This window comes from Micromonospora trifolii (assembly GCF_050516465.1).
GTDB lineage: Bacteria > Actinomycetota > Actinomycetes > Mycobacteriales > Micromonosporaceae > Micromonospora > Micromonospora trifolii.
The window spans coordinates 6723833-6749922 of record NZ_CP191526.1 but is presented as its reverse complement, the minus strand read 5'-3'; the positions used below and the strand labels follow the sequence as shown (position 1 = coordinate 6749922).

Genomic DNA, 26090 nt, shown 5'->3' with positions numbered 1-26090 from the left:
CGAGAGGGAGCGCGCAGCCGCTCAGCCATGGGCATTGTCAAACCGTGGTCTGACGCGGCGGACAGGGTCCCGTTGGCAGGCTGAGGGCATGATCGAGGCGACTGAGCTGACCAAGCACTACGGTGCCAAAACTGCCGTCGACGGGCTCACGTTCACGGTGACGCCAGGGCGGGTCACCGGCTTTCTCGGGCCCAACGGGGCCGGGAAGTCCACCACCATGCGGCTCATGCTGCAACTGGACCGGCCCACGTCGGGGCACGTCAGAATCAACGGCAAGGAGTACGGCGAACTGACCGAGCCCCTACGGCAGGTCGGTGCGCTGCTGGAGAGCCGGGCGGCGCACCCTGGGCGATCCGCGTACAACCATCTGCTCAGCCTGGCGGCCAGCAACCGCATCTCGCGGCAGCGAGTGCGTCAGGTGATCGAGATGGTCGGGCTGGAGAGCGTCGCCGGCAAGCGGGTTCGAGGGTTCTCGCTGGGCATGACACAGCGGCTCGGGTTGGCCGCCGCGCTGCTCGGTGATCCGCCGGTGCTGCTGCTGGACGAGCCGATCAACGGGCTCGACCCGGAGGGGGTCCGGTGGATCCGGCAGCTGTTGACGGGGCTGGCGGCCGAGGGGCGCACGGTGTTGCTGTCCAGCCACCTGATGACCGAGATGGCGGCCACCGCCGATCATTTGATCATCATCGGCCGGGGGCGGATGCTCGCCGACATTCCGACAAGTGATTTTGTGGCCCAGCATGCGGGTTCGTACATCCGGCTGCGCTCACCCGAGGCTGCGCGCCTACGCAGCGCCTTGACCGCCCGTGGGATCCAGGTGACCGAGGCGGGGGACGGCACACTGCACGCGCTGGGCGCCGAGCTGGAGCAGATCGGCGCGGTCGGTCGGGACGAAGGCTTGATAATCACCGAGCTCACGCCCTGTACTGCCTCGCTGGAGGACGCGTTCATCAAGTTGACAGCCGATGCCGTCGAGTATCGCGGCGGGATCACGGAGGCAAGCCGGTGAGCAGCAACACGGTACCCGCAGTCCTGCACTCGGAATGGATCAAGGCACGGTCAACGGTGGGCAGTCTGGTGACGCTGCCACTGGCGCTGGTCATCAGTCTCGGTCTGGCACTGGCAGGTGGCTTGTCCACTCGAAACGCCATCGACAGCGGAAGCAACATGCTGGCGTCGGACTTCAACCCCATCAACTCGGGGTTCAACGCCCTCCTCTACGGCAATCTGGCCTTCGTCGTGTTCGCGGTGCTCGTGTTCAGTTCCGAGTACACGAGCGGGATGATCCGCGCCTCGCTGGCAGCGGTGCCCACCCGGGGCCTGTTCTACCTGGCCAAGCTGTTGGTCGTGGCGGCAGTCGCGCTGATCGTCGGCGGGACAGCCGTGATCGCGTCGTTTCTGATCACCCAGAGCGCGTTGGGACCACATGGGGCGAGCCTGTCCGACCCCGGGGCCATGCGGGCCGTACTCGGGGGAGTCGCGTACGTCGTTCTGATCAACGTCTTCTCCGCAGCAGTCGCGGCACTGCTACGCAGCACCGCGCTGACATTGGGCATCCTCATGCCGCTGTTCTTCGTGGTGGGGCCGGCGCTCGGCACGATCTCCGGCACCAAGCCGGTGGCGCAGTTCCTACCGGACCAGGCCGGCATGCGCGCGATGCAGGTGACGGCCGACTCGGGCGAACTGACCGCCGGGCAGGGGATCCTCGTGCTTCTGCTCTGGACGCTCACGGCCGCAGCGGTCGGGTACTGGTTGATCCGTCGCCGTGATGCATGACAGATGCCCCCTCCGCACTGACGCATGGCGGCTGAGTCCTCTTTCCCATTTCGCCGGACGCGTGGCGCTCGTAGCGTCTAACCCGGGCCTTCGCTGAGGCCCGCCGCCGGCGGAAAAGTCCAGCATTACGAGGGAGAGAAAATGAACCAGACCGAGTACGTCACGCCTGCGATCACCGACCTGGGCGACTTCACCGAGCTGACCCTGTGCACCCCGTGGGGCGACTGCCGCGACTTCCTCGGTTGCGCCCGTGCGCCGATCTGCATCTGATCACGGAATCGGCACCGCAACTGCAGAACGAGCAGCTGAGGTGATGTGAGCAGGTAGCAGTCCGTCGGCGGCCGGCTCACTTTCGGCCGGCCGCCGACGTGTGGGTCACTGCGGGAGAAAGGGCGTCTCGCCTCGTGGAATTCGTCGTCCTGCCAGATCGGGAATTCGTTTCGGAAAAGCTCCAGTTAACGACGGAAAGAGTGGTAGTGCACGCCTCCGGGCGGCCATGGATTGTCGGGCAATGGGATTCTGGCGAAATCACCGTCCTGACCGCCGGAAACACTCGGCTCGCCATCGCCGGTCGGACCGAGATTCGGGAGCCGGAGGTATCCCGGGCACTGGCCGCCATCACGTCGCCGTCCGGTCTGGACAAGCTGGCCCGGCGGATTCCGGGAGCAGTCCACCTCCTCCTTTCACAGGACGGCGCCACCCGTTCGCAGGGAACGGTGTCGACCGTACGACAGATTTTCTACGCGACCGTCGATGGCTTCACGGTGGCTTCCTCCTCCATCGCCCAGCTGGGCCGACTCGCCGGTGCCACGATCGACCCGGAAGCACTGGCGTTACGACTGCTGTCGCCGCTCGGCGCGCCCTGGCCGCTCTCACAACGGACGTTCTGGACCGGCATACAGGCGGTACCAGTTGGTCACTGGCTGGCGGTCGACCGCGGCGGGTCGGCACGGACACACCGGTGGTGGCATCCTCCCGAGCCGGTCAGGTCGCTGGAAGCGGCGGCAGCCGAGGTGCGGGAGTCCTTGTTCCGAGCAGTCGCCAGCCGCGTGCCGGGCGGCCGGATGGTGACCGCGGACCTCTCCGGTGGACTCGACTCGACCAGCGTCGCGTTTCTAGCCGCAGCGGCTGGCGCCGACCTGACCACCTTTCATGTGCAGCCACTGGACCCTGCGAACACCGACACCGTCTGGGCAGAACGGGCCGCCGCGGCACTACCCGGCGCACGCCACCGGGTCGTACCGCGCAGCCGTCCGGCGAACCTGTTTCAGGTCGACGTCGAGCAGGGCACCGGCGCGGGACAGTGGGAGGGGCCACAACTCTGGATCGGCGGCTGGGCACACCTTGCGGACCTGGAGCGACGCGCGACGGCTGAGGGTTCAGACCTGCACCTGATGGGGTTCGGCGGCGACACGCTCTTCGGGGCGATGCCCGCACACCTGTGGTCGTTGGCACGCCGGCATCCGCTGCGCGCCCTGCCGACGATCCGCCGTTCCCGACTACTCAATCGCTGGTCCTGGTCGGACTGCCTGCGCGGGCTCACCGACCGGTCCACCTTCGCGCAGGCCATCGCCGCGCTGCCGGCGCAGATCGATGCGCCACCCCCACGTCCACCCCACTTGGACCTGGGCTGGGTGCCAGCGGCACGAATCCCCCCATGGGCGACGGGAGCCGCAGCGGAGACCGTGCGAAACGCCCTGCGTACGGCTGCGGCCTCCGATCCGCAACCCCTGGATCCCGACCGGGTACGCCATCAGGTCCTGGAGGCAATGGCGTTCGAGGGCGCACTGCTACGCCAGATTCGTGCGGCCACCGGACCTGGCGTGGAATGGGACGCACCAATGCTGGACCATCAGGTCGTCGAGGCAGCGCTGTCGGTCCGGCTTGCGGAGCGGAGCGCTCCCGGGCAGTACAAGCCTCTGCTCACCGCCGCCATGCGCGGACTCGTGCCGGACGCGATCCTGAACCGTCCGGACAAGGGCGAGTTCAGCGCCGAGATGCACGAGGGACTGCGCCGCAACCGGCAGACCCTGCTGGAGTTGTGTGACGGATCCCAGCTGGGCGAACTTGGCCTCATCGACGTGGCCGCGCTCCGCGCCCGTCTGCTGAACCCGGGGCCGGTCGCCCATCACCTCACCATTCTGCAGAACACCCTTGCCTGCGAGAGCTGGCTGCGATCCTCGGTCGTGGCGTCCGCTTGGTCGGGACGGAAGACTGGAGTCTTGCGATGACCCTGTCACTGCGCCGTGACGTCGTGCTCAACGAGGTGGACGACGGGCTTGTCCTGCTGGATGAACGAACCGGCCGCTACTGGCATCTCAACAGCACGGCCGAGCAGATGCTGCGTGACCTTCTCGCTGGGCACTCGCCGGCCGAGACCGCGCACCGGCTGACCGCCGGTTCAGCCGGTGGCCCACCTGTCGACGACGAATTCCGAAACCGGGTCACTGCGGACGTGCAGGAGTTCGTCAACGGCCTCAGGCGAGCCAAGTTGGTGACCACATGAGCATGCCGGTCACCGCGGAGCGAGGCGTGCGGCTCACCGTCGGGCAGCGTGTCATCGCGCTGGCGGCGGTTGGTGTGGCCCGCCCACTCGCGGCGCTACCTCCGCGCCGGTTACGTCAGGCGCTGCGGCTGCTCAGCAGGGGCGCGGTTCCCGGCCAATTCGAGGAGACCCTGCATGCCCGGTCGGCGACCGTGACCGTCAGCACCCGCTGCGCGGGGCTCGGTTGCCTGCAGCGATCGGTGGCGACGGCATTGATCTGCCGTCTGCGTGGCCGATGGCCGGACTGGTGTACCGGCTTCCGGACCAACCCGTTCGGGGCTCATGCGTGGGTCGAGGTGGACGGCCGCCCGGTTGGCGAACCCGCGGACGTGGCACGTTTCGTGACCGTGCTGGCCGTGCGATGCCCGGAAGGGAGATCGACGTGACCGCGATCAGTGTGCGAAATCTCGCGAAGTGGTATTCGGACCGCATCGCGGCGGTCGCTGATCTCAACTTGGACGTCCCGACGGGCTCGATCTTTGGCTTCCTCGGTCCCAACGGTGCGGGTAAGACCACCACCATCAGCATGCTCGCGACGCTGCTGCGGCCGACCGCCGGTACCGCCGAGGTGGCCGGCTTCGACATCCGTCGGCGACCGGACGACGTGCGGCGGTCGATCGGTATCGTCTTCCAGGAGTCCACGCTGGACCCGGACCTTTCTGCCGAGGAAAATCTGCGCTTCTACGCCAGCCTCTTCGGCATCGGCGGCCGCGCCGTGCGGGGCACCATTGCCGATCTGCTCACGCTGATGGACCTGCAGGATCGTCGGAACTCGCCGGTCCGGACCTTCTCTGGAGGGATGCGCCGCCGGCTCGAGATCGCGCGGGCCTTGCTGCACGCGCCGAAGGTCCTGATCCTGGACGAGCCTACGACCGGACTCGATCCACAGACCCGCATCCTGATCTGGGACCAGCTGCGGCGCTTCCGCGCCGAGTACGACCTGACCGTCTTCATGACGACGCATCACCTCGAAGAGGCCGAGCACTGCGACCGGATCGCGATCATGGATCACGGCGAACTGGTCACCGAGGGCACGCCGGCCGAACTCAAGGCCGTGGTCGGGGATGACCTGGTGGAGATGCGTACGGAGGACGACGAGGCCGCCGCAACCAGCATCCGCACGCAGTTCGACCTGGATGTCGCCGTTGGGGCTTCGAACCTCCGCATGCGGGTTCAGAACGGGGCCGCCCTGGTGCCCCGGTTGTGCGCGGCGATTCCGGTGCCGGTGATGTCGGTGACCGTCCGGTCGCCAAGCCTTGATGACGCGTTCCTGCACTACACCGGCCGCACCATTCGCGAAGAGGAAGGGCCGCGGAAATGACCATCACCCATGCGGACCAAATGCCCGTCGCGTTCACCCCGGCCCAGCCGCTCGACACCCCGACAGCTGGCATGCGCCGCAACCTCGGGGCGATTGGCATGCTCTGGCGCCGCGAGGTCATCCGGCTCACACGCAACCGGCTTCGCGTGGTGATGGGCCTGGTGACTCCGCTGATGTTCATCGTCGTGTTGGGCACCGGACTCGAGGCGGTCGGTGGCGATGCGGTGGTCATGGAGCATTACCGCACCTTCCTATTCCCCGGAATGCTGATGATGGCTGTCCAGTCGCCCGCGATGGGTGTCGGCATCTCCATCGTCTGGGACCGGCAGAGCGGTTTCCTGCGGCAGACTCTCGCTGCCCCGGTCCGGCGGATCAGCCTGCTGATCGGTCTCTGCCTGGGCGGCGCCACAGCCGGTGCGCTCTACGCGTTCCTGGTGCTACTCGTCGCTCCGTACGCCGGCATGAGCTACAGCCCGCGCCTGCTGCTTGGTTTGGCCGTGGCCGCGCTCATCGCGTTCACGTTCACCGCGTTGGGAATTCTGGCCGCGGTGACGATCCGGTCGGTCGATACGTTCGAGGTCGTGGTCAGCCTGGCGCTGACGCCTCTGCTCTTCCTGTCCGGTGCCGTGTTCCCACCGAACGGACTGCCCGGCTGGCTAGGCACGCTGGTACTGATCAACCCGCTGACGTACGCGATCGACGCGACCCGCCGGGTCCTGCCCGGTGACTTCTTTCTCGACGGCATGTCACAGTCGCCGCAACTCTGGGGCTGGACGCCGCCAGTCTGGGCCGAGCTGCTAATGATCACCACACTGGCGCTGGGCACCCTCGCAGTGGCCGCCAACCGCTTCGCCAAGGCCCAGCAATGATCGGTTCTGCCTGGTTCACCACCGTGGCGCGCACTGGGTTGGCCGCAGTGTGGCTCCTCGCTGGTGCAACCAAGATCGGCGACCTGGCCGCATCCGGCCGCACGGTCAACGCCTACCGCATCCTGCCGTACGAAGCGGCCACCGCGTTTGGCGCGATGCTGCCGTTCATCGAGCTGGCATTGGGGATGTTGCTGCTGCTCGGGCTCGGAACGCGCCTGGCCGCCGGAATCTCGGCCGTGCTGCTGATCGGCTTCCTCGTGGGAATCGCCTGGGTCTGGGCACACGGCTACCGGATCGACTGCGGCTGCTTCGGGGGCGGCGGTGAGCTGGCCGCCAACCAGAGGCCGACCTATCTCCTCGACCTGCTACGCGACGGCTTCTTCCTGCTGATCGCTGGCTTCCTGACAGCTCGGCCGGCCAGCCGGCTGGCGATCGACAACTGGCTGCAGGCCACTCCCATGGCCGCCGGCCGAGCGGAGGTCTCATGACAACCAGTCGCACTCCAACACCCAGCGCGGCGGTGGCCGCACAGTTCGCGGCCGATCGCCGCCGGCGGCGTACGGTGTGGTCGGCCGTGATCGTCGTGGCCGCCCTCGCCGCCGCCGGCACCGTGGGCTACCAGCGTTTTCAGAGCCAGTCGGCCGAGCCGGTCTTGTACCCAGCGGGAACAGCCGCCTATGGCGGCACCGGCGTGGCCCGCGGCAGCGGACCGGTCACCATCGACGTGTACGCCGACTTCATGTGCCCCAACTGCAAGCAATTCGAAGATTCGACGGCGACCACGCTCGACGAAGCGGTGACGGCCGGTCGAGTCACGGTGGTCACCCACCCCGTGGCGTTCCTAGACCGCATGAGCCAGGGCGAGAAGTACTCCACCCGGGCTGTGGCCGCTGTTGGATGCGCCGCCGACGGCGGTCGGTTCACCGAGTACGCGCGAATGCTGTTCCGCCACCAGCCGGCAGAACAAACACCGGGGCTCAGCGACGACCGGCTCATCACTCTCGGCCGGGACGCCGGACTCACCGAAAGCTTCGCCCAGTGCGTCCGCGACGGGACGTATCGCAGCTGGGCCGCACACGTCAGTGAGCGGGCTGCCCGCGCCGGTGTGATGGGTACCCCCACGGTCAAGGTGAACGGAGAGGTGACGGACGCGGACTCGACCTCGGTCAGAGAGGCCCTCGGCGATGCCGGCTGACCTCGGCCTGCGCCCCGGCGCTAACCAGCCCGTTCTCGTAGGCGGCGATCACCAGTTGGGCGCGGTCGCGGAGACTGAGCTTGGCCAGAATCCGGTTGAGGTGCGTCTTCACGGTGGCCATGCTGATGTGCTCGCGGTCGCAGATCTGCGTGTTCGAAAGGCCGTTGGCGACGAGCGTAAGGATCTCCCGCTCCCTGTTGGTCAGGACATCCAGGCGACCCGTGTCGGAAATGGCTTCGGCCGCACTGAATCGAGCGATCATCCGTCGGGTGACGCTGGGCGCGAACAGCGCGTGCCCGCCGGCCACTACATGAACGGCTGCCAGCAGGTCGGCGGGGGCGATGTCCTTGAGCAGGAAACCGCTGGCACCGGCGCGCAGGGCCGAATAGACGTACGGATCCAGGTCGAACATGGTCAGAATCAAGATTCGGACGTCCGTGGTGGCCTGGTCGCCGGTGATCAGGCGAGTGGCCTCAAGGCCGTCGGTGTGCGGCATGCGCACGTCCATGAGCATGACGTCCGGCCGCCTGCTCTTCGCCAGCCGGACCGCGGCCGCGCCGTCGGCCGCCTCCCCGACGACCGTGCACTCCGGATCCGAGCTCACCAGCAGGCGGAAGCTCTCGCGCAACATGGGCTCGTCGTCGGCGATCGCGACCCGGATCACTGCCGACCACCCACTGGTGCATACGGAATCCTCACGTGGACCTGGAAGCCGCCGGACGCCAGCGGCCCGGCCGTCATATCACCGTTGTGCATGTCCACCCGCTCCCGCATACCGGCCAGGCCGAACCCCTCCGCTGCGGAAGGGCGGATCGGCCGGCCGCCCACCGGCCCGCCGTCCGCGACCTCGACGAGGAGCTCACTCCCGGTGCTCCGGACCGTCAGGCTGCAGCGGGTCGGCCCAGCGTGATTGATGACGTTGGTCAGTGCCTCTTGAACGATCCGGTAAGCGGTCAACGACACGCCCGGCGGGACGTCGTCCTGCTCCGGCAGTTCGCTCCGGACGGTCAGGCCCGCTTTCTCGGCACGGCGCACCAGCGTGGGGACGTCGGGCAGACCAGGAGCCGGTCCACGAGGTTCGTCGCTGTCCCGGAGAAGCCGGAGAGCTTGCCGCATCTCGGCGAGCGCCTCTCGGCTGACCTGCTCGATCACTGCGAGCGAGGCCAGCGTCTCGGCCGGCCGGTCCCGAGCCAGGTGTCGGGTCACCGCTGCCTTGACCGCGATCACCCCCAGGTTGTGCGTCACGATGTCATGCACCTCGCGGGCAATTCGCAGCCGTTCGTCGGAGACCGCTCGCTCAACCCGGTCGGCAGCCCGCCAGACCGCGTACGCCCGCCGCTGCGCAACCGCGATTCCGGCGGCCCAGGAGGCGCCGACCAGGGCGAGGCCGGGCAGCAGTGTTCCGAATCGACTCGGCCACGGTTGCGGCGACCCGGTGGCGACGGCCAGAAACGTCAGGACCACGCTGGACGACACGATCACCAGCCAACTGCGACGGCTTCGCTGACCATCGATGGCCGCAGCCGTGTAAGCGGTGAGGGCCGCCGCGAGGAGAGGGTCCGGCAGGACCCCCAGTGACACGCTGACGATCGATGCGAGGGCGACGCTCGCGAAGACTGGCATTGGCCAGACCCTGCGGACTGCGACGGGGAGCGCGATCAGGGAGACCAGCACGCCGTGTGGCCAGTCGGGAAGCGTGCTCGACCGGGGCAGGGCTGTCAGGTAGACCGTGGCGAGCAGCCCGGCGACGACGATGTCGACGGCGACCAACTCACTGTGGGTCAGCGGCCGAACCGGCAGCCGGGCACCTTCTACCGCTCCCTTCGGGTGCACGAACGCCCCTTCTAAGCAGGGTCCCCGGAGAGACTCATCAATCTACGTGCCACCAGCGCCGCACGGAGCCGATCCTGCACGCCGAGCTTGAAGAAAATTCGACTGAGGTGATTTCGGACCGTGCGCTCCGAAATGTTCAATCTCCGCGCAATACCGCGATTGTTCTGACCATCTGCCAATAACGCAACCACCTCACGCTCCCGGTTGGTCAGCGAGTCCAGTAGGCCCTCCGCAGACGGCGGCGCGGAATTCCTCTCCTGCCCCGCCAGTGCGGCTAGGCGCGGTGCCGCCGAACCGGTGATTCCAGTGCCGCCGCGTGCCACGAGACCGAGGGCCAGACACAACGAGTCGAAATCAGCGTTATTGCCGAAGTAGCCCCGAGCCCCAGACCGCAGGCACCGGACCATCTCGTCATCGCTCTCCGATCCAGACACCACCATCACGTGGGTGGCAGAACCGGCGGCGACGTCTCGCACTGCGGTTTCGATCGCGCAGTCCACCTGCGCGACATGCAAGATCAGGACGTCCACAGTTCGTCCGGCCCAGGCATCCCCGTCGACCAACTCCGCCATCGATGTGACGTGCGCCACGACCTCGACATTCCACTGCTGCGAGAACAGTTTGTTCAACATCCCGGACAGTAGTGGATGGATATCAGCGATGGCGACCGACACTGACCTTTCATCGCCTTTGTTCGTGGCGGAGATCAACGAGTGCGCAGAACTCATCCTTTTCCCCTGTCAAGCATCGAGGTTCCCCGACAAGCATCGAGCTGACTCCGGGAGCCTAGCATCGAAGCCGGGGAATGCGAGACCCGTTGCGCCGGAGGCGTCGTGACCCGACGGGCGCGATATGCGCATCAATACTGGGAGTCGCCAGCAAAACTGAACGGTGACTCACCCCCCTGGCTTTTGATACTCAGGGATCGTCGGCGCGCGGTCGGCATTGCCGGAACGACTCCGTGACCAGGCTGCCCGGATTCCCGATTCCCCATCGGATTCGCGGGAAATGACGCAGAGGATCGACAAGGAACCACCACGGCTGCCAGCGTTCGAGGTGCCCCCGGCAGGATTCGAACCTGCGACACACGGTTTAGGAAACCGATGCTCTATCCCCTGAGCTACGGGGGCGCGAGTGGTCAGTGTAACGACCTGCGGGTTGACCCGCGCTGGCAGGGAGTGGCCCTCGTTGACCTGCGTCGAACCCGCGAATCGCCCCCGACCGACGACCGAACGGCGACTACGACACCGTCGACCGGCTAAGAACTGGAGGAACGGGCGGCGCGGCGACGCTCGGTGAGCCGTCGCGCCTTCACCGCGTTGCCGCAGTCGGCCATGCGACACCAGCGGCGGGAACCGTTGCGGCTCTGATCGAGGAACAGCCAGCCACAGCCCCCTTCGAGCACCGGGCAGCGGCGCACCCGGGTCAGGTCGGCCGTCAACATGACGTCGAGGGCGGCCTCGGCGATCCGGTCGGGCACCAGCATGGCCGGCACCGCGCCGTAGACCAGCCGCACCTGCGACGAGTCGAGCACGAATCTTGCTCGGGCGGCTGCGCCGGACCAGCGCTGATGTAGTGCGACCAACGCGGCACCGGCGGCGATGGGGTCACCCGCCGTACCACCGTCCGCGTCGGTGATCGCCGCGAGCAGCACGAGATAGAGGCTTTCACGGATGTCCCGCACGGCGGCCAGTGCCGCGTGCGCCGCCGCAGGCTCGTCGCGCCACGCCCGGCCCACCTGGCCGGCCTCCGCGTCGCTGACCACGCTCACCCGCACCGACCAGCGCAGCAAAGCGGAACTGTCGGTCAGGAAGTCGTGCGGCGACTCGCCCCCTCGTTCGAGGGTGTTGGCCAGTTCGAGTGCCGGGTGGCCGCCGACCAACGGTAGCTGACACACGTCGAGTGACATGCGGCGATGCTACCAGCTATACGCTCAGAGGTGGTTATGCTCCGCGTCCACACCTCATGCCTGCGTTCGATGCGCTACCGATCCAGGCATGCCTTCCGCACGAAGACATCGAGGAATACACGGCGACCTATGCTACCTTCAAAACCTAGTTAGCCGGGATCACACGAGCCACGTGCGTCACGGCTGCTTGCTAGACCTCGTCCAGGATCCGGGAGGTAGCTCATGGTGCACCGACGACGCGCGGTCTATGCCCTCGCCGCGTTGTCCGCCGCCACTTTCTGTTACGTCACCACCGAGGTGCTTCCGATCGGGTTGCTCACGCTGATCGCGCCAGACCTGGGACGCTCCAGGTCCGAGGCCGGTCTGCTGGTGACCGGGTACGCCGTGGTGGTCATGATTGTGGCGCTCCCGCTGACCCGGGTCACTCGACGTGTGCCCCGGCGCCCACTGCTCGCCGGCGCCCTCGGCGTGTTCGCCGCGGCGACGACGGTGTCGGCCTTCGCCACCTCCTACGAGGTGTTGCTCGCCGCGCGGCTGGTGTCCGCCACCACCAACGGCGTCTTCTGGGCGGTGGTGTTCCCGGTAGCGATCTCGATGTTCCCCCCGAACATCCGAGGCCGCATCGTGGCTCGACTGTCGATCGGTAACGCTCTCGGCCCCGTCCTCGGCGTGCCGCTGGGCACCTGGTTGGGCGGGCAGGCCGGGTGGCGGGCCGCCTTCGTCGCGATGGCCATCTTCGGCTTCGTCACCTGCGTCGCGGTCGCCCTGCTCCTGCCGAGCGTCACACCGCAGCAGAGTGCGGGCGACGTCGGGCCGATGCCGGACCGGCACCGCTTCGTCGTGCTCCTGATCGCCACCATCCTCGCGGTCACCGGCGCCATGGGCGCGTTCACCTACATGACCGTCTTCCTCCTCGACGTCAGTGGGTTCGCCGCGGCATCCCTCGGCCTGCTGCTCTTCGTTCAAGGCTCGTTCGGCGTCGCCGGCACCTGGGCGGTCGGCCGGGTGCTGGACCGGTTTCCACTCGGTGTCGTGCTGGTCCTACTCGGGCTCCTTACCGCCGCGATGCTCGGCCTCTACGCAGTTGGCGCAAGCAAGGTGTTGACGATCCCGTTGCTCGCCGTGGCGGGGATGTCGTTCAGTTCGCTGATCGCGGGAATCCAGCACCGCGTCATGCAGGTGGCCCCGTCGACCACCGACATGGCGTCGGCCAGCCTCAGCGTCGCGTTCAACTTCGGCCTCGCGGCCGGCTCGTTCATCGGCGCGGGCCTGCTGGCGACGGCCGGGGTGCGCGTCATCCCGTTGTTCGGTGGCCTGCTGACGGCCGTGGCGATCGCGTTGCTCGCCGGCCACGAAATGTCCCGCAAGAGAGAAAGAATCCACAAGCCTGACCACAGCAACTGGTCGGCGCGACAGATCCACAGCCGCGATGCCGAGAAGCCACAGGCCACCAGCGTGCAGACGTAGATGGGGCAGCCCGGCTCGTTCCGCAGGCACGGGGGGCGGGCCCGGCGCGGAGAGTGGTCCTCCACGCCGGGCCCGCCGCATCGGTTGGGTCAGCTGGTCACGCAGTCGGCCAACACGCCCGGGCCGGTGCCGGTGCCCTGGAAGCCGAAGTTGGTCGACTGCCGGCCGAGGACCCGCCCGTTGTAGCTCACGTTGGTGAACCCTACGGTTCCGCTGGTGCCGCTGACCTGCGCGTTCCAGGCGCTGGTGACCGCACCGCCGGGCAGCGCGACAGTCACGTTCCAGCCGTTGATGTCCGACTTGCCGGCGGTGACCGTCACGCTGGCGGTGAAACCGCCAGCCCACTGGTTGACCGCGATCGACGCGTAGCAGCCGTCACCGGCCGGCGGCGTGGTGTTCGGCGGAGGGGTGGTCGGCGGCGGGGTCGTCGGCGGGGTCGTGGTCGGGGGAGTGGTCGTCGGCGGCGGCGTGGTCGGCGGGGTGGTGGTGGGCGGGTTGGGCGCGCCATTGGCCAGGCTGAAGGCCAGGTCGGGCTGGAACGACCCGGCCGTGAAGCGGCAGCCGTCCGCCTCCCCCGGCGGCTTCACCCAGAGGTACGCGTCGATGTTGGCGTCGCCGGTGTTGGTCGTCGGGTACTGCCCGATGCGCCGGTCGGTGTTGTCGTCGCCGCACCAGTCCCCGCTGGCGCCCCCGTTACGGCTGGTGTCGATGACCTGGCGCTTGCCCGAGATCCCCATGCCGTTGAGGGCGGAGATGACCGCTCGACCGAAGTTCGCCTCGCTGGAGGTGGAGTTGTAGTTCGACACGTTGGTGAAGAAGCCGTCGGCGTACTGCACGCCGGCTGCCCGGAGCCGGTTGGCCGTCTCACCCGCGCTGTTCCAGGTGGAGTGGCCGCCGTCGAGGTACACCTTGGCGTTGGGGTTGCCCGACTTGATGGTCCGGGTGGCCGTCGAGATCGCCTCGTTGCGCGCGTTGATCTCGGCGCCACTCAGGCACGTCAGCAGGGCGAGCGAGTCGGTTTCCAGGATGATGATGACGGTCTGGTTGCCCAGTCCCCTGGCGAAGTTGGACACCCACGTCTGGTACTGGTTGAGGTCCGGCGCCCCACCGGCGCTGGCCCCGCCGCAGTCCCGGTTGGTGATCTCGTAGACGGCCAGCACCGGGATCTGCTGCGCCGCGTTGGCGGCGCCGATGAACCCGGAGACCTCGGACTGCACGGTCGAGGGATTGAAGTTGGCGAACCAACGCGCCTGCGGCTGACTCGCGATCTTGTCGCGGATGACGGCCGTACGCGAGTCGCCGGGGTTGGCGGCGACCCAGCGGACCACGGCCGAACTCGGGTCGCGGTAGAGCGACCCGGACAGCGTGCCGGCGGAGGCGCTGCTGACGGCGAGGCAGACGCCGACGGCGGTGGCGCCCGCGACGGCCGCCGCGCTGATGGCCGCCGATCTGCGGCGGAGCGAGGAGAGGATAGCCACGACGTGTTGCCTCCAGATCACATAGATGTATCTAAGTTCATGGGAGCGTTCCCATGGACGTTAGCGGAGGCGCGCACCGCTGCCAAGGTGTGAACACTCATCAATGAGGCAGATGCCCGCGTTGGGGGTCGAGGCCGACCCCGCACAACGCCGGGGCGCTATGGGCGGCCGAGTGCGACGGCGAGTCGGCGGACCGCTTCGTCCATCAGTACCGCCGGGGCGGCTGGCCAGGGCGGGCTAGCCTGTCGCGGTGGCGAGTAATTTTCAGCTAAGCGGCGAGCGCTCCCGCACGCTACGGGCGATCCTCGGTTGCGTGGTCGCACTAGCGGTCGGGGTGGGCGCGATCTACGTCCTCGGCCCTTGGTCGGCGGACTCGCCCGCGCCGGCTGAATCGCCTGCCTGGGCTGATCCGCCCCACCCGGTGGCGGTCGCCGACCGTACGGTCTCCGTGCTCGGTGCGGGGGACATCCTGCTGCACCCCAAGCTGTGGGAGCAGGCCCGGACAGACGGCGGCGGCGAGTTGGACTTCGGCCCGATGCTGGCACCGGTGAGCGAGACCGTTTCCAGCGCTGATCTGGCCCTGTGCCACCTGGAGACTCCGCTGGCACCGCCGGGAGGCCCGTACATCGGCTTTCCGAATTTCAGTGTGCCGCAGGAGGTGCTCAAGGGCCTCAAGAGCATCGGGTACGACGGTTGCTCCACCGCCTCGAACCACACCCTCGACCATGGGTACGACGGCGTCAAGCGGACCCTCGACGCGATGGACAAGGCGGGTCTGGGGCACGCCGGCAGCTACCGGACCAAGCGTGACTCCGGCATCGTCAAGATCTATCAGGCCAAGGGCGTGAAGATCGGGCACATCAGCCTCACCAGAAGCTTCAACGGCCTGCACCCGCCGGCCGGCAAGGAGTGGGTGGCGAGCCTGATCGACGTGAAGACCATCCGGCGGGACGCGGCGGCAGCTCGGGCGGCGGGCGCAGAGATCGTGGTGGTCAGCCTGCACTGGGGCACCGAGTACGAGCACGAGCCGGACGCCGACCAGCAAATTCGGGCGCGTCAGATCGCCGCGATCGACGACGTGGACGTCGTCTTCGGGCATCACGCGCACGTCGTTCAGCCGGTGGAGCGGATCGGCGACACCTGGATCGTCTACGGGATGGGCAACCAGATCGCCCGGCACGAGAAGCCCATCAACGCCAACCGTGACGGCGCGATGACCCGGGTGACGTTTGGTCCGGCGAGCGAGCCGAAAAGGTGGAAGGTGGTGGCCATCGAAGCGATCCCCACCTTCGTCGATCTGAACCCGAAAATCCGTCTGGTTGATCTAGAGCGGGCGTTGGCGGATCCGACACTGTCCCCCGGGCGACGTGGGATCTACCAGGCCGCGGTCAAGCGGATCGAGGGCAACCTGTTGACCAGGGCGGCTGACACGGCGGGACTGGTGGTGCGCGGGGCGCCCGGCCGGTAACGGCCCCGAAAGGTCGGGGTCCTCACCAGGGACGGTCGAGCACGCCGGCTGGCCCGGTCAGACCCGGGCCAGCCCCAGCGCACGCACATCGACCGCGACGTCGGAGCCGTAGGAGTCGGCGATGCGGCGCTCGAAGGCGTCGGCGTCGATCGTGTATTCCTGCGGGCCCTCGACCTCCAGCACGTGCGCCGCCAGGACGCAGCCCACCTGCGCCGCTCGCTCGATGGGCAGGTCGGCGGCGAGCGCGGCGAAGAAGCCGGCCCGGAAGCCGTCGCCGACACCGGTCGGGTCGACGATGGCGTCCACCCGCGCCGCCGGTACCAGGAAGTCGCCGTCCTGCCCGGTGATCCGTACCCCGTTGGCACCCAGGGTCACGACCCGCACGCCCACGCGGCGCAGGATGTCGTCTTCGCTCAGCCCGGTCTTCGACTCCAGCAGCGCCGCCTCGTACTCGTTCGTCAACAGGTAGCGAGCGCCGTTGATCATCGCCTCGATGTCGGCCGACGGCATCCGGGCCAGCTGCTGTGACGGGTCGGCGGCGAAGGGCAGGCCCAGTCGGCGGCAGGCGGCGGCGCGGGCGAGCATCGTGTCCGGGTTCTCCGCTGCGAGGATGACGAGCCCGAGCCCACCGGCCCGGGCGGCGACCCCGTCGAGGCTGATCCGGTCGGGCTCGCCCATCGCACCGGGATAGAACGACGCGATCTGGCAGAGGTCGGTGTCGGTGGTGCAGATGAACCGGGCGGTGTGTGCGACGGAGCTGACCTGCACCTCCGAGCAGTCAACCCCGTGCCGCTCCAGCCAGCTGCGGTAGTCGCCGAAGTCGCCGCCGACCGCGCCGAGCAGCACCGGCCGGTGCCCGAGTTGGGCCAGCCCGAAGGCGATGTTGGCGGCGACCCCGCCGCGTCGGACGACGAGGTCGTCGACGAGGAACGAGAGCGAGACGGTGTCGAGGCTGCCGGCGATGAGTTGCTCGGCGAAACGCCCCGGGAAGCGCATCAGATGGTCGGTCGCGATCGAGCCGGATACGGCGATCATGCGGACGGGCCCTCTCAGTAGCGGTAGTGGTCGGGCTTGTAGGGCCCTTCGACCGGGACGCCAAGGTAGTTGGCCTGCTCCTTGGTCAGTTCGGTGAGGCGGACACCCAGCGCGTCGAGGTGGAGTCGGGCCACCTTCTCGTCCAGGTGCTTCGGGAGGGTGTGGACACCGATCGGGTACTGGTCGGTGCCGGTGAACAGCTCGATCTGCGCGATGGTCTGGTTGGCGAAGCTGTTCGACATCACGAAGCTCGGGTGCCCGGTGGCGTTGCCCAGGTTCAGCAGCCGCCCCTCGGACAGCACGATGATCGAGTGACCGTCCGCGAACCGCCACTCGTCCACCTGCGGCTTCACCGTGATCCGCTCGACGTCTCCGCGTTTCGCGAGACCGGCCATGTCGATCTCGTTGTCGAAGTGGCCGATGTTGCCCACGATCGCCTGGTGCTTCATCCGGGCCATGTGCTCGTTGGTGATCACGCTGAAGCAGCCCGTCGCGGTCACGAAGATGTCGGCGGTCTCAACCACGTCATCGATGGTCGCGACCTGGTAGCCGTCCATCGCCGCCTGGAGGGCACAGATCGGGTCCACCTCGGTCACGATGACCCGCGCACCCTGACCGCGTAAACTCTCGGCGCAGCCCTTGCCGACGTCGCCGTAGCCGAACACGACGGCGACCTTCCCGCCGATCAGCACGTCGGTGGCCCGGTTGATCCCGTCGATCAGCGAGTGCCGGCAGCCGTACTTGTTGTCGAACTTGCTCTTGGTCACCGAGTCGTTCACGTTGATCGCCGGGAACAGCAGGTTCCCGGCCTGTTGCATCTCGTACAGCCGGTGCACGCCGGTCGTGGTCTCCTCGGTCACTCCCTTGATCCCGGCGGCGACCCGCGTCCAGCGGCGGTTGTCCTCCCGCAGCGACCGCGTCAACACACCAAGGATGACCTCGTACTCCTCGGAGTCCGCGCTCTCCGGCGACGGGACCGCCCCGATCGCCTCGAACTCGGCGCCCTTGTGCACCAGCAGCGTGGCGTCACCACCATCGTCGAGGATCATGTTCGGGCCCTGCCCGTCCGGCCAGAGCAGCACCTGCTGGGTGCACCACCAGTACTCGTCGAGGGACTCGCCCTTCCAGGCGTAGACCGGGACACCCGCCGGGGCGTCAGGGGTGCCGGTCGGGCCGACAGCGACCGCCGCCGCCGCGTGGTCCTGGGTGGAGAAGATGTTGCAGGACGCCCACCGGACCTGCGCGCCGAGTGCCACCAGCGTCTCGATCAACACGGCGGTCTGGATCGTCATGTGCAGCGAGCCGGTGATCCGCGCACCCTTCAACGGCTGCCGCGAGGCGTTCTCCCTCCGGATCGACATCAAACCCGGCATCTCATGCTCGGCCAGCTCGATCTCCTTACGCCCGAAGGCCGCCAACGACAGATCCGCCACCTTGAAATCGCTGAAGTCGCCAGTCATGCCCGCACCCTCCCCCACCCGCGTCGAGGACCGTTGGAGTCCCGTTCAACCGGGCCCATGCTCCGCACACCGGGCCACCCGGGCCCGGGTGCGGAGCAAGCGCCGTCAGGAGTTGCGGCTGGCCGGGTCGACCCGGGCGTACGTGAGCAGGTCGGCCATCGTGAACTGGCCCGAGAAGCGGGCGGGCAGGGTCGGACGCCAGTTGGGCTGGACCTTCAGGTAGCTCGCCGGGTCGAGCTGGGCGATGCCGATGAGCACCTCTGCCACGATTCGCCCACCCACCGCGCCCAACGAGCCGCCGCCGGCCTGGAGCTGCGCCTCCTTGAGGATGTAGTAGAAGAGCGGGGTGTTGGAGTCCAGGCCGAGGCCGTACCCACTGAGCTCCGGGAAGTTGAAGCTGCCGAGTGCGGGCGCCCCGATGTGGGCGGCGATCCGCTGGCCCGACGGAATGCCGAAGGTGAGCTGACGGAGCAGGTCGCGTCCGAGCAGGTTGGCCGACGGCGAGCCGGACGGCGGCGGTGGCAGCGGAAAGCCGAACAGCGGCGTGGAGTTGCGGACGTCGATCCACTTGCTCCAGCGCACCTGGCCGTCGAAGAACTGGAACCAGAACTGGTAGTCGAGGTAGCGACGGGCGGCCCGCTTCCCGCCGCGCAGGTCGGCCGGGTCGGCGCCGCTCAGCGCCGGGTCGAAGAGCATGGCGTAGAACTCGTCGCCACCGTTGCCGGTGCGGTTGACCAGGTAGGCCGGTCGGGGCTGGCTGTGGCCGAAGCGGAACGCCGCCGCGGTGAACTCGACCGGGATGAACGTCGCGTTCGGCTCCGGCTTGTAGAAGCGGCGGCCTCCGTTGAGCACTGTGAAGACCGTGCCCGGCCCGGCGATCAGCGGAAGGAACTCGTTGAGCACGATCCACTGGTAGTGCCAGGTGACGAGTTGCCGGGCGGCGCCGAAGACCTGCGCAGCCGGTGTGCCCTGTGCGCGCACCAGGTCGACCACCCGGTTGTGGAAGAGGATGAACGCGGCCGTGATCTGCGCGATCGGCAGGTTCTCGTCGTTGCGGACGTCGAAGACGATCGCCCTGCCACTGGAGTTGCGCGGCAGGTCTTCGAAGCGTCCGCCCGACTCGATCTTGAGTTTGGCGGGATCGGCCGAGTTGTACAGCTCCGGGTTTCCGGTCGGCCCGCCACCGTAGAGCGAGTCGAGGTCGAGGGCCGGCGTCCGGGGGTTCGGCACCGTGGTCGGGTCGACCGGCGTGCCCAGCGGCGCCGTCGTCTCGAAAGCCAGGTCGTGGTCGACGAACTGCCCGAAGTACGTCATGCCCTGCGGGATGGAGAAGTTGTCGGGGTTGTTGATGCTGTGCTGCTGCTGGTCGGCGAGCGCCTCCGCACCGACGCTGAGCGGGTCGCGTGCGTCCATCGGGCCGCCGACGCGCGACAGGTCGATCAGCGCGTTCCGCATCTGGGTCGTCGCGGATCCGAACGCCGGCAGCGACGGGAACATCCGACCGAACCGGTTGGAGAACGCGGCCGCCGCCGGCGTCGCGTCGAGCAGGACTCCCCCGGTGCCGGCCACGAGCGCCCCCGCGCCGACTCCGGCCAATAATCGCCGTCGGCTGACACCTCGAGAAGCGTTGTCAATTGCCATGTCGGCCACCTTCCGTCCGCAGGCGCCCGCGTGGACGCACGGGCCGCAAACCCGCGAACCGGCAGCAGTGTGAACCCTTCGGTTAGTGGCACCCTGGAGCTTCGGTGGTGTCCGGCTGGAGGCCGGTGAGCATGGTGTCGACCAGCGAGGTGTCGTGTTTCGCGGCGCGGAACAGCGGGTGGTCGAGCGTCGATCGGAGGAAGTCGCGGGTGGTGGCCACACCTGGCCCTTCGACGGCGCACTCGTCGAGGGCGCGGGCCATCCGGGCCAGGGCCTGGGTGCGGTCGGGCGCCCAGACGACCACCTTCGCGAGGAGGGAGTCGTAGTCGGCCGGCACCCGGTAGCCGGCGTACCCGTGCGTGTCGACGCGGACGAACGGGCCGGCCGGCAGGTCGAAGCGGGTCAGCTCACCCGGCGTCGGTACGAAGCCGCGCGCCGGGTCCTCGACGTTGAGGCGACACTCGATCGCGGTGCCGCGCGGCGTCACGTCGGCCTGGGTCAGCGCGAGCCGTTCGCCGGCCGCGACGAGGATCTGTTGCCGCACCAGGTCGACGCCGGTCACCAGCTCGGAGACCGGGTGTTCGACCTGGAGCCGGCAGTTGACCTCCATGAGGTGGAAGTCGTCCCCACCGCCGACCAGGAACTCGAAGGTGCCCGCGCCCACGTAGCCGACACCGAGCGCGCCGGTGACCGCGGCGGCGGTCATCCGGTCGACCATGTGTTGAGGCAACCCGGGCGCGGGCGACTCCTCGATCAGCTTCTGGTGACGCCGCTGCACCGAACAGTCGCGCTCGCCGAGGTGGATGCCGTTGCCGTAGCGGTCGGTGAGCACCTGCACCTCGACGTGGCGGGCCGACTCGAGATAGCGCTCGATGTAGACCCGGTTGTCGCCGAAGAGCAGCTGCGCCTCGGCCCGCGCGGAGGCGAACTCGCCCAGGAAGAAGGCCGGGTCGCGGACCACCCGTACGCCTCGACCGCCGCCACCGGCGACCGCCTTGATGATCAGCGGGAAGCCGATCTCCTCGGCGACCGCGCGGGCGTCGGCCGCCGACTCGACGGCGTCGGTCGTGCCGGGGAGCACGGGCAGGCCGAGGCCCGCCATGATGCCCCGCGTCCGGGCCTTGTCGCCCAGCGCGGCCATCACGGCGGGCGGCGGCCCGATGAACGTGATCCCGTCGGCCTCGCAGATCTCCGCGAAGTCCGGGTCCTCGGAGAGGAATCCGTAGCCCGGATGGATCGCGTCGGCCCCGGTGCGGCGGGCCGCCTCGATGATGGCCGGGGCGCTCAGGTAGCTGCGCCGACTCGGACCCGGCCCGATCTGGACGGCTTCGTCGGCCAGCCGCACCACCGCCGAGTCGCGGTCGACGGTCGAGTAGACCGCCACGGTGCGCAGCCCCATCTCCCGGCAGGTCCGGGCGATCCGGACCGCGATCTCGCCCCGATTGGCGATCAGTACCGACTCGAACACTGGGTCAGCCCTCCGACACAGCTAAGGCGATCAACCGTTCGCCGTACTCGACCGGGGTCGCGTTGGGCACCAGCACCTTCACGACCTCGCCCGCGCGGTCGGCTTCGACCGGGATCATCATCTTCATCGCTTCGAGGATCGCGACCTGCTGGCCGGGCACGACCTGGTCGCCCTCCCGGACGAACGGGTCGGCGCCGGGCGACGGCGCGAGGTAGAGCGTCGCGACCATCGGCGCGCACACGTAGTGCAGACCGGCGTCGGCCTCCACCGGCGGGGCCGCCGGGACCATCGCCACCACTGGTGCGCCGTCCGGCCACTCCACCTCGACCACCAGGTCGCCGTGTTGCAGCCGGGCACGGCGAACCGGACCTGGCGTCGACCCGATCAGCCGCGCGAGACTGCGGACCGCGGCATCCAGCGGGTCGGCGTTACCCTCCGGCATTCGTCAAACCTCCGATCTGTCGGAAGCGGGCCCGGCGCTGGGCCCGCACCTCCTCGCGGGTGAGACCGACCAACTCCGCGAACGCGTCGACGACCGCCCGGTGTACGGCCGACGCGGTCGCCCCGGGATCGGCCGGTGCCCCGCCGGGCGGTTCGGGAACCACCCCGTCGACGATGCCGAGCGCCAGCAGGTCGCTGGCCTGGAGCTTGAGCTGCGCGGCGGCGTCGTCGGCCCGACCGGAGTCGTTCCAGAGGATCGCGGCGCAGCCTTCCGGGCTGATCACCGAGTACGTTGCGTTGGCGAGCATCAGCACCCGGTTGCCGACGCCGAGGGCGAGCGCGCCTCCGCTGCCACCCTCGCCGGTCACGATCGCGACGACCGGGACCGTCAGACCGGCCATCAGCCGGATGCTGTCGGCGATGGCGAGGGCCTGCCCGTTCTCCTCCGCCGAGATGCCGTGGTACGCGCCGGGCGTGTCGATCAGCGTCACGATCGGCGTGCCGAGCTTCTCGGCCAGGCGCATCAGTCGGGCCGCCTTGCGGTAGCCAGCCGGTGTCGCCATGCCGAAGTTGCGGCTGGCCACCTCGGCGACCGTGTGGCCCTTCTGGTGGCCGATCACCACTGTGGGCCGGCCGTCGATCAGGCCGACGCCGCCGACGATCGCCGGGCAGTCACTCGCCAGCCGATCGCCGTGCAGCTCCACGAAACCGTCCACGAAGTGGCCGATGTAGTCGAGAGTGGAAGGTCGACCGAGATCGCGGGACAGCGCCACGACCGCCCACGGGTCCGCCGGCTCGGGTGCCGCGGTCGCCCGTACCGGGTAAGGATCCGGCGCGGACCGGTCGGCCCCCGCGAAGGCCAGCAGCCGGCCGATGGTCGGCCGCAGGTTCGACCGGGGCACCAGGTCGTCGAGCATGCCGCGGGCGAAGAGGTACTCGGCGGTCTGGAAGCCGGCCGGCAGCGGCTGACGCAGCGTCTGCTGGATGACCCTCGGCCCGGCGAAGCCGAGGCGGGCCCCCGGCTCGGCGAGAATGACGTCGCAGAGCGTCGCGAACGATGCCGCGACGCCACCGTAGGTCGGGTCGCTGACCAGCGAGATCGTCAACACCCCGGCCTCGTCGAGGGCCCCGAGCGCCGCGCTCGTCTTGGCCATCTGCATGAGCGACAGCACGCCCTCCTGCATCCGGGCGCCGCCCGAGGCGCTGACGATCAGCAGCGGCGTACGGGTCTCGAGCGCCAACTCGGCCGCCCGGGTGATCCGCTCGCCGACGCCCGTGCCGAGGCTGCCGCCGAGGAACCGGAAGTCCATGACCGCCGCGATCAACGGCTGTCCCTCGACCGTGCCCCGGACGCAGACGACCGCCTCGTCGAGCCCGGTACGCCGGCGGGCGGCCTCGATCCGTTGCGGGTACGGCAAGGTGTCGACGAACCCGAGCGGATCGCCGAAGGCGCCGACCGGTGGCAGCTCCTCGACCGAGTCGAGATCGAAGAGCTGCTCGATCCGCTGGTGTGCGGTGACCTGGTCGTGGTGGTCGCACTCCGGGCAGACGCCCAGGTTGCGTTCGACCCGGCGCTGGTAGAGCAACGCCCGGCAGCCCGGGCAGATCAGCCAGCTCTTGCCGACGGGCGCGTTGACGGTGGCGGTCATGACTGCCCGCGTTCGGCCGCGGCCTTCTCCACGATCTCCCGGATGCGTGCCTGCTGCTCACGTGTGGTCCGGTTGAGGTGGGCGGTCATGCCCTCGTCGTCGGCGTGCCCGCCCGGCCGCATCTCGAAGTCCTGTACCCACCGCATCCGCACGCCGCCGTCCGGGATCTCGGTGTATTCCCAGAACAGGTTCATGTACTTGAAGGCGCCGGTCTCCAGCCGCCGTGCCCGCACGACCCGGTCGCCGCGGTCGGGCACCCGCTCGGAGACCCAGCTCCAGACCCGGCCGGCCGGGTCGGGGTGCATGGTCAGGCGGAAGACGACGGCCCCGTCGGCGGACGTCGAGAGGACCTCGGTGCTGGCGTACTCGCTGAACAGGGAGGGCCAGTTGGGGATGTCGTTGGTCAGGTCCCAGACGAGGTCGAACGGTGCGTTGATGACGACCGCGTTGTCCGTGTGTCCGGCCATGGGGTCACCGATCCGCGAGTCGTTGGTTGACGTAGTCGACGGCGAGCCGCGGCGTCTTCATGATTGACACGGCGTCGTCGGGGATGCGCACCTCGTACTCCTGCTGCACGCGCGCCGCCAGCTCCAACAGCGCGAGCGAGTCGTAGCCGAGGTCATCGAACGGCGCGTCGAGCGTCGCCGGATCGGCCCAGTCGGTCTGCTCGACCACACCGGAACTGGTCTCCAGGATCCGACGCAGGTCGTCGAGGGTCAGCTGGCTCATGAGTTTCCTCCCGTCGGTCGCTGCCACCCGTCGCGCACGCCACCGACCTGCGGCACCGGCGACTCGGGGTGCGGGACCTCCTCGGTGTCGACGTGGCCCAGCTCGGGGCGCGGCGCGAGCGGACTGATCTGGAACACGATCAGCGCGGTCTCGCCACCGGCGTTGACGATGCGGTGCCGCTGGCCGCGACGGACCATGAGAGCTTCGTCGGCCGCGAGCTTGACCTCCGCGCCGTCGACCCGGATCACGACCTCGCCGCGCACCAGATAACAGAACTTGTCCGAGTACGGGTTGTACTGCTCCGCCAGGAACTCGCCCGGCTCCAGGCGGACCGTGCCCATGAAGCCCTCCGTCGCGTCGACGGTCTTCGGGCTGAGCAGGATCCGCACCTCGCCGCCGATCCGGTTGATGCCGGGCACGTCGGTGGCGGCGACCTTCACGATCGGTTGCCGATGCATGATCATCCCTTCTCTGCGACGAGCACTCGGAACGGCAGGTCCGTCGGGTGGACGGTGGCCGGGCCGAAGCCCGCCGCGGCGAGGGCCCGGTTGTAGGCGGCGACCGAGTGCGACTCCCCCTCGAAGGTCCAGACCAACATCAGCACCGAGAAGAGGTACGGCGCCGGGTCCAGTGCCGGCGACTCGTCGCCCGTGGTGAAGCCGACGATGACCAGGCGCCCACCCGGCTTGACCACGGAACCGAGCCGGATCACCAGCTCACGCACCCGCTCCTCGGAGAAGTGGTGGGTGACGTTGGTGAGCAGCACGACGTCGTAGGGGCCGCCGAGATCGGTGGTGAACATGTCGCCCGGCAGGAACGACGCCCGGTCGCGTACGCCGAGCCGCTCGGCGTGCTTCTCCGTCACGGCGAGCACGTTGGGCCAGTCCAGCGAGGTCACCGCCGCCTGCGGGTTGTGCTGCGCGAGCGTGTAGCCGTAGACGCCGTGACCGCAGGCGACGTCGAGGATGTCGAGCTCCGCGCGCTCCTTGGTCCACGGCGCGAGCGCCTCGGCCATCACCTCGGCGGTCGGCTGGGCGACCTTCGTCGCGTACGCGGCGAAGTCCTCCCAGTAGGTGTACTCCGGGGTTTCGGCGTGCACGTCGAGGACGGTGCCGCCGGCCCGGACGGCGGCGCTGAGGTCGCGCAGTGCGTCCCACTCCCAGTCGCTCGACATCACCTTGACCATTCCGCCCAGGTAGTCGGGACGGGTGCTGACCAGGTGGTCGGCGGCCGCCGGGGTGAGCGAGAAGTGCTCGCCGGTCCGGTCGGTGAGACGGATCGCGGTGAGCGCGTCGAGCAGGATCCGCGCGCCCCGCGGGTGGATGCCGAGCTTCGGAGCGAGCCCGCTGGCCGTGGCCGGGCCCGCGGCGAGCGCGTCGAACACGCCCAGCTCGACCCCGGTGCGCAGCAGGCTCGTCTTCTTGTATGCCTGCATCATGTCGTTGATGTCGCGGCGGGTCAGCGTCACGTGATGCTCCCTGTCTCGGGGCTCCAGGTGTAGAAGGGCGTGGCCTTCGAGTCCTGCAACTCGGTCATGCTGTCCGGCGCGTAGCGCTGTAGGTAGGCCGAGAGGCGCCGGTTGACCTCCTGGAAGTCCGCGCGGGCTCGGGCCGCGAGGAGCTTGTCGAAGACGTCGGTGTCGGCCTCGAGCAGGTGCATGTAGAGGTCCTGGTATTGGAAGAGCGTGCGCCGCGAGATGCCGACGACGTAGGGCATGTCGCCCTTGTCGTGCTCGGCGAAGAGCTCGGCGACCGCGTCGGCGTGACCGGGGGCCATCCGCATGACCATGAGGGCGCGGTAGGACAT

The 26090-nt window shown here is 68.8% G+C and carries 28 protein-coding genes and 1 tRNA gene; 12 read left to right on the top strand and 17 right to left on the bottom strand.

The features are described 5' to 3' along the window. The first annotated feature begins 88 nt into the window (after positions 1 to 88). The 10 genes from ACQRWP_RS31465 (at position 89) to ACQRWP_RS31420 (ending at position 7706) form a co-directional block, all read left to right on the top strand. Complete coding sequence (locus ACQRWP_RS31465; RefSeq protein ID WP_430499830.1) at positions 89 to 1009, top strand: ABC transporter ATP-binding protein; 921 nt, start codon at positions 89 to 91, stop codon at positions 1007 to 1009. Continuing rightward, positions 1006 to 1776 (top strand): ABC transporter permease, encoded by a 771-nt coding sequence (locus tag ACQRWP_RS31460; protein ID WP_430499829.1) that lies wholly within the window; start codon positions 1006 to 1008, stop codon positions 1774 to 1776. Before ACQRWP_RS31465 ends, ACQRWP_RS31460 begins: the two co-directional genes overlap by 4 nt. A gap of 141 nt (positions 1777 to 1917) precedes the next feature. Then, the gene (locus ACQRWP_RS31455; RefSeq protein WP_410820142.1) at positions 1918 to 2046 is read left to right on the top strand and encodes a lasso RiPP family leader peptide-containing protein; all 129 of its coding nucleotides are present in this window, start codon (positions 1918 to 1920) and stop codon (positions 2044 to 2046) included. A 134-nt stretch (positions 2047 to 2180) separates the two neighbouring features. Next, complete coding sequence (locus ACQRWP_RS31450) at positions 2181 to 4007, top strand: asparagine synthase-related protein (protein WP_430499828.1); 1827 nt, start codon at positions 2181 to 2183, stop codon at positions 4005 to 4007. Continuing rightward, positions 4004 to 4282, top strand: coding sequence for a lasso peptide biosynthesis PqqD family chaperone (locus tag ACQRWP_RS31445; protein ID WP_430499827.1), 279 nt, complete (start codon positions 4004 to 4006; stop codon positions 4280 to 4282). Before ACQRWP_RS31450 ends, ACQRWP_RS31445 begins: the two co-directional genes overlap by 4 nt. Further along, positions 4279 to 4707 (top strand): lasso peptide biosynthesis B2 protein, encoded by a 429-nt coding sequence (locus ACQRWP_RS31440; protein ID WP_430499826.1) that lies wholly within the window; start codon positions 4279 to 4281, stop codon positions 4705 to 4707. Before ACQRWP_RS31445 ends, ACQRWP_RS31440 begins: the two co-directional genes overlap by 4 nt. Then, complete coding sequence (locus ACQRWP_RS31435; RefSeq protein WP_430499825.1) at positions 4704 to 5642, top strand: ABC transporter ATP-binding protein; 939 nt, start codon at positions 4704 to 4706, stop codon at positions 5640 to 5642. The genes ACQRWP_RS31440 and ACQRWP_RS31435 overlap by 4 nt, the downstream gene beginning before the upstream one ends. A gap of 71 nt (positions 5643 to 5713) precedes the next feature. After that, positions 5714 to 6511, top strand: a complete 798-nt coding sequence (locus tag ACQRWP_RS31430; protein ID WP_410820137.1) for an ABC transporter permease — start codon at positions 5714 to 5716, stop codon at positions 6509 to 6511. Beyond that, a complete protein-coding gene (locus ACQRWP_RS31425) occupies positions 6508 to 6999 on the top strand; it encodes a MauE/DoxX family redox-associated membrane protein (protein WP_430499824.1) in 492 nt (163 codons plus the stop codon). The genes ACQRWP_RS31430 and ACQRWP_RS31425 overlap by 4 nt, the downstream gene beginning before the upstream one ends. 95 nt (positions 7000 to 7094) lie before the next feature. Next, complete coding sequence (locus tag ACQRWP_RS31420; RefSeq protein WP_430499823.1) at positions 7095 to 7706, top strand: DsbA family protein; 612 nt, start codon at positions 7095 to 7097, stop codon at positions 7704 to 7706. Here the strand turns inward: ACQRWP_RS31420 and ACQRWP_RS31415 are convergent. From ACQRWP_RS31415 to ACQRWP_RS31395, 5 genes are all read right to left on the bottom strand, one after another. Then, the gene (locus tag ACQRWP_RS31415; protein WP_430499822.1) at positions 7678 to 8370 is read right to left on the bottom strand and encodes a response regulator; all 693 of its coding nucleotides are present in this window, start codon (positions 8368 to 8370) and stop codon (positions 7678 to 7680) included. The two genes, ACQRWP_RS31420 and ACQRWP_RS31415, sit on opposite strands and share 29 nt — an antisense overlap. After that, on the bottom strand, positions 8367 to 9539 hold the full coding sequence (locus ACQRWP_RS31410; protein WP_430499821.1) for a sensor histidine kinase: 1173 nt from the start codon (positions 9537 to 9539) through the stop codon (positions 8367 to 8369). Before ACQRWP_RS31410 ends, ACQRWP_RS31415 begins: the two co-directional genes overlap by 4 nt. Before the next feature lie 11 nt (positions 9540 to 9550). Continuing rightward, positions 9551 to 10267: a LuxR C-terminal-related transcriptional regulator gene (locus ACQRWP_RS31405; RefSeq protein WP_430499820.1), complete on the bottom strand. Its 717-nt coding sequence runs from the start codon at positions 10265 to 10267 to the stop codon at positions 9551 to 9553. Positions 10268 to 10596: 329 nt separating this feature from the next. Next, positions 10597 to 10669, bottom strand: a tRNA-Arg gene (locus ACQRWP_RS31400). 128 nt (positions 10670 to 10797) lie between these two features. Next, on the bottom strand, positions 10798 to 11448 hold the full coding sequence (locus ACQRWP_RS31395) for a CGNR zinc finger domain-containing protein (protein ID WP_430499819.1): 651 nt from the start codon (positions 11446 to 11448) through the stop codon (positions 10798 to 10800). 222 nt (positions 11449 to 11670) lie between these two features. Between ACQRWP_RS31395 and ACQRWP_RS31390 the strand changes: the two genes are divergently transcribed. Next, positions 11671 to 12915, top strand: a complete 1245-nt coding sequence (locus tag ACQRWP_RS31390; RefSeq protein ID WP_430499818.1) for an MFS transporter — start codon at positions 11671 to 11673, stop codon at positions 12913 to 12915. An 89-nt stretch (positions 12916 to 13004) separates the two neighbouring features. Here ACQRWP_RS31390 and ACQRWP_RS31385 read toward each other — a convergent pair whose 3' ends face one another. Next, entirely contained in the window at positions 13005 to 14393 is a 1389-nt protein-coding gene (locus ACQRWP_RS31385; protein ID WP_430499817.1) for a glycoside hydrolase family 6 protein, read from the bottom strand. 250 nt (positions 14394 to 14643) lie between these two features. On the opposite strand from ACQRWP_RS31385, the gene ACQRWP_RS31380 reads away from it, so the two are divergent. Continuing rightward, positions 14644 to 15861 carry a CapA family protein gene (locus ACQRWP_RS31380; RefSeq protein ID WP_430499816.1) on the top strand — a complete coding sequence of 406 codons (1218 nt, stop codon included), beginning with the start codon at positions 14644 to 14646 and terminating at the stop codon, positions 15859 to 15861. A gap of 57 nt (positions 15862 to 15918) precedes the next feature. On the opposite strand, the gene ACQRWP_RS31375 is transcribed toward ACQRWP_RS31380, so the two are convergent. The 11 genes from ACQRWP_RS31375 to ACQRWP_RS31325 all read right to left on the bottom strand — a co-directional run bounded on the left by ACQRWP_RS31375 (position 15919) and on the right by ACQRWP_RS31325 (position 26090). After that, positions 15919 to 16896 (bottom strand): carbohydrate kinase family protein, encoded by a 978-nt coding sequence (locus ACQRWP_RS31375; RefSeq protein ID WP_430499815.1) that lies wholly within the window; start codon positions 16894 to 16896, stop codon positions 15919 to 15921. A gap of 14 nt (positions 16897 to 16910) precedes the next feature. After that, positions 16911 to 18356: an adenosylhomocysteinase gene (gene ahcY, locus ACQRWP_RS31370; RefSeq protein WP_430499814.1), complete on the bottom strand. Its 1446-nt coding sequence runs from the start codon at positions 18354 to 18356 to the stop codon at positions 16911 to 16913. 105 nt (positions 18357 to 18461) lie between these two features. Continuing rightward, positions 18462 to 19925 carry a peroxidase family protein gene (locus ACQRWP_RS31365; RefSeq protein WP_430499813.1) on the bottom strand — a complete coding sequence of 488 codons (1464 nt, stop codon included), beginning with the start codon at positions 19923 to 19925 and terminating at the stop codon, positions 18462 to 18464. Between the two features lie 154 nt (positions 19926 to 20079). Further along, positions 20080 to 21465: an acetyl-CoA carboxylase biotin carboxylase subunit gene (locus tag ACQRWP_RS31360; RefSeq protein ID WP_430499812.1), complete on the bottom strand. Its 1386-nt coding sequence runs from the start codon at positions 21463 to 21465 to the stop codon at positions 20080 to 20082. 4 nt (positions 21466 to 21469) lie between these two features. Then, positions 21470 to 21907, bottom strand: a complete 438-nt coding sequence (locus ACQRWP_RS31355) for a biotin/lipoyl-containing protein (protein WP_430499811.1) — start codon at positions 21905 to 21907, stop codon at positions 21470 to 21472. After that, positions 21894 to 23555: an acetyl-CoA carboxylase carboxyltransferase subunit alpha gene (locus ACQRWP_RS31350; protein ID WP_430499810.1), complete on the bottom strand. Its 1662-nt coding sequence runs from the start codon at positions 23553 to 23555 to the stop codon at positions 21894 to 21896. Before ACQRWP_RS31350 ends, ACQRWP_RS31355 begins: the two co-directional genes overlap by 14 nt. After that, entirely contained in the window at positions 23552 to 24022 is a 471-nt protein-coding gene (locus tag ACQRWP_RS31345) for an SRPBCC family protein (RefSeq protein WP_238671243.1), read from the bottom strand. The genes ACQRWP_RS31350 and ACQRWP_RS31345 overlap by 4 nt, the downstream gene beginning before the upstream one ends. A 4-nt stretch (positions 24023 to 24026) precedes the next feature. After that, the gene (locus ACQRWP_RS31340) at positions 24027 to 24284 is read right to left on the bottom strand and encodes an acyl carrier protein (RefSeq protein WP_091394916.1); all 258 of its coding nucleotides are present in this window, start codon (positions 24282 to 24284) and stop codon (positions 24027 to 24029) included. Then, complete coding sequence (locus tag ACQRWP_RS31335) at positions 24281 to 24745, bottom strand: cupin domain-containing protein (RefSeq protein WP_208646634.1); 465 nt, start codon at positions 24743 to 24745, stop codon at positions 24281 to 24283. The genes ACQRWP_RS31340 and ACQRWP_RS31335 overlap by 4 nt, the downstream gene beginning before the upstream one ends. Next, positions 24745 to 25752 carry a methyltransferase gene (locus ACQRWP_RS31330; RefSeq protein WP_430499809.1) on the bottom strand — a complete coding sequence of 336 codons (1008 nt, stop codon included), beginning with the start codon at positions 25750 to 25752 and terminating at the stop codon, positions 24745 to 24747. The genes ACQRWP_RS31335 and ACQRWP_RS31330 overlap by 1 nt, the downstream gene beginning before the upstream one ends. Continuing rightward, positions 25749 to 26090, bottom strand: coding sequence for a TcmI family type II polyketide cyclase (locus tag ACQRWP_RS31325; protein ID WP_112581708.1), 342 nt, complete (start codon positions 26088 to 26090; stop codon positions 25749 to 25751). The genes ACQRWP_RS31330 and ACQRWP_RS31325 overlap by 4 nt, the downstream gene beginning before the upstream one ends.

What these genes read in the sequence shown, in the direction of transcription:
- ACQRWP_RS31375 (WP_430499815.1), bottom strand. Translation starts at nt 16,896, where the DNA reads ATGATCGCCGTATCCGGCTCGATCGCGACCGACCATCTGATGCGCTTC.
- ACQRWP_RS31325 (WP_112581708.1), bottom strand. Translation starts at nt 26,090, where the DNA reads ATGTCCTACCGCGCCCTCATGGTCATGCGGATGGCCCCCGGTCACGCC.
- ahcY (WP_430499814.1), bottom strand. Translation starts at nt 18,356, where the DNA reads ATGACTGGCGACTTCAGCGATTTCAAGGTGGCGGATCTGTCGTTGGCG.
- ACQRWP_RS31455 (WP_410820142.1), top strand. Translation starts at nt 1,918, where the DNA reads ATGAACCAGACCGAGTACGTCACGCCTGCGATCACCGACCTGGGCGAC.
- ACQRWP_RS31440 (WP_430499826.1), top strand. Translation starts at nt 4,279, where the DNA reads ATGAGCATGCCGGTCACCGCGGAGCGAGGCGTGCGGCTCACCGTCGGG.
- ACQRWP_RS31445 (WP_430499827.1), top strand. Translation starts at nt 4,004, where the DNA reads ATGACCCTGTCACTGCGCCGTGACGTCGTGCTCAACGAGGTGGACGAC.
- ACQRWP_RS31430 (WP_410820137.1), top strand. Translation starts at nt 5,714, where the DNA reads ATGCGCCGCAACCTCGGGGCGATTGGCATGCTCTGGCGCCGCGAGGTC.
- ACQRWP_RS31355 (WP_430499811.1), bottom strand. Translation starts at nt 21,907, where the DNA reads ATGCCGGAGGGTAACGCCGACCCGCTGGATGCCGCGGTCCGCAGTCTC.
- ACQRWP_RS31425 (WP_430499824.1), top strand. Translation starts at nt 6,508, where the DNA reads ATGATCGGTTCTGCCTGGTTCACCACCGTGGCGCGCACTGGGTTGGCC.
- ACQRWP_RS31340 (WP_091394916.1), bottom strand. Translation starts at nt 24,284, where the DNA reads ATGAGCCAGCTGACCCTCGACGACCTGCGTCGGATCCTGGAGACCAGT.
- ACQRWP_RS31345 (WP_238671243.1), bottom strand. Translation starts at nt 24,022, where the DNA reads ATGGCCGGACACACGGACAACGCGGTCGTCATCAACGCACCGTTCGAC.
- ACQRWP_RS31390 (WP_430499818.1), top strand. Translation starts at nt 11,671, where the DNA reads ATGGTGCACCGACGACGCGCGGTCTATGCCCTCGCCGCGTTGTCCGCC.
- ACQRWP_RS31395 (WP_430499819.1), bottom strand. Translation starts at nt 11,448, where the DNA reads ATGTCACTCGACGTGTGTCAGCTACCGTTGGTCGGCGGCCACCCGGCA.
- ACQRWP_RS31405 (WP_430499820.1), bottom strand. Translation starts at nt 10,267, where the DNA reads ATGAGTTCTGCGCACTCGTTGATCTCCGCCACGAACAAAGGCGATGAA.
- ACQRWP_RS31465 (WP_430499830.1), top strand. Translation starts at nt 89, where the DNA reads ATGATCGAGGCGACTGAGCTGACCAAGCACTACGGTGCCAAAACTGCC.
- ACQRWP_RS31350 (WP_430499810.1), bottom strand. Translation starts at nt 23,555, where the DNA reads ATGACCGCCACCGTCAACGCGCCCGTCGGCAAGAGCTGGCTGATCTGC.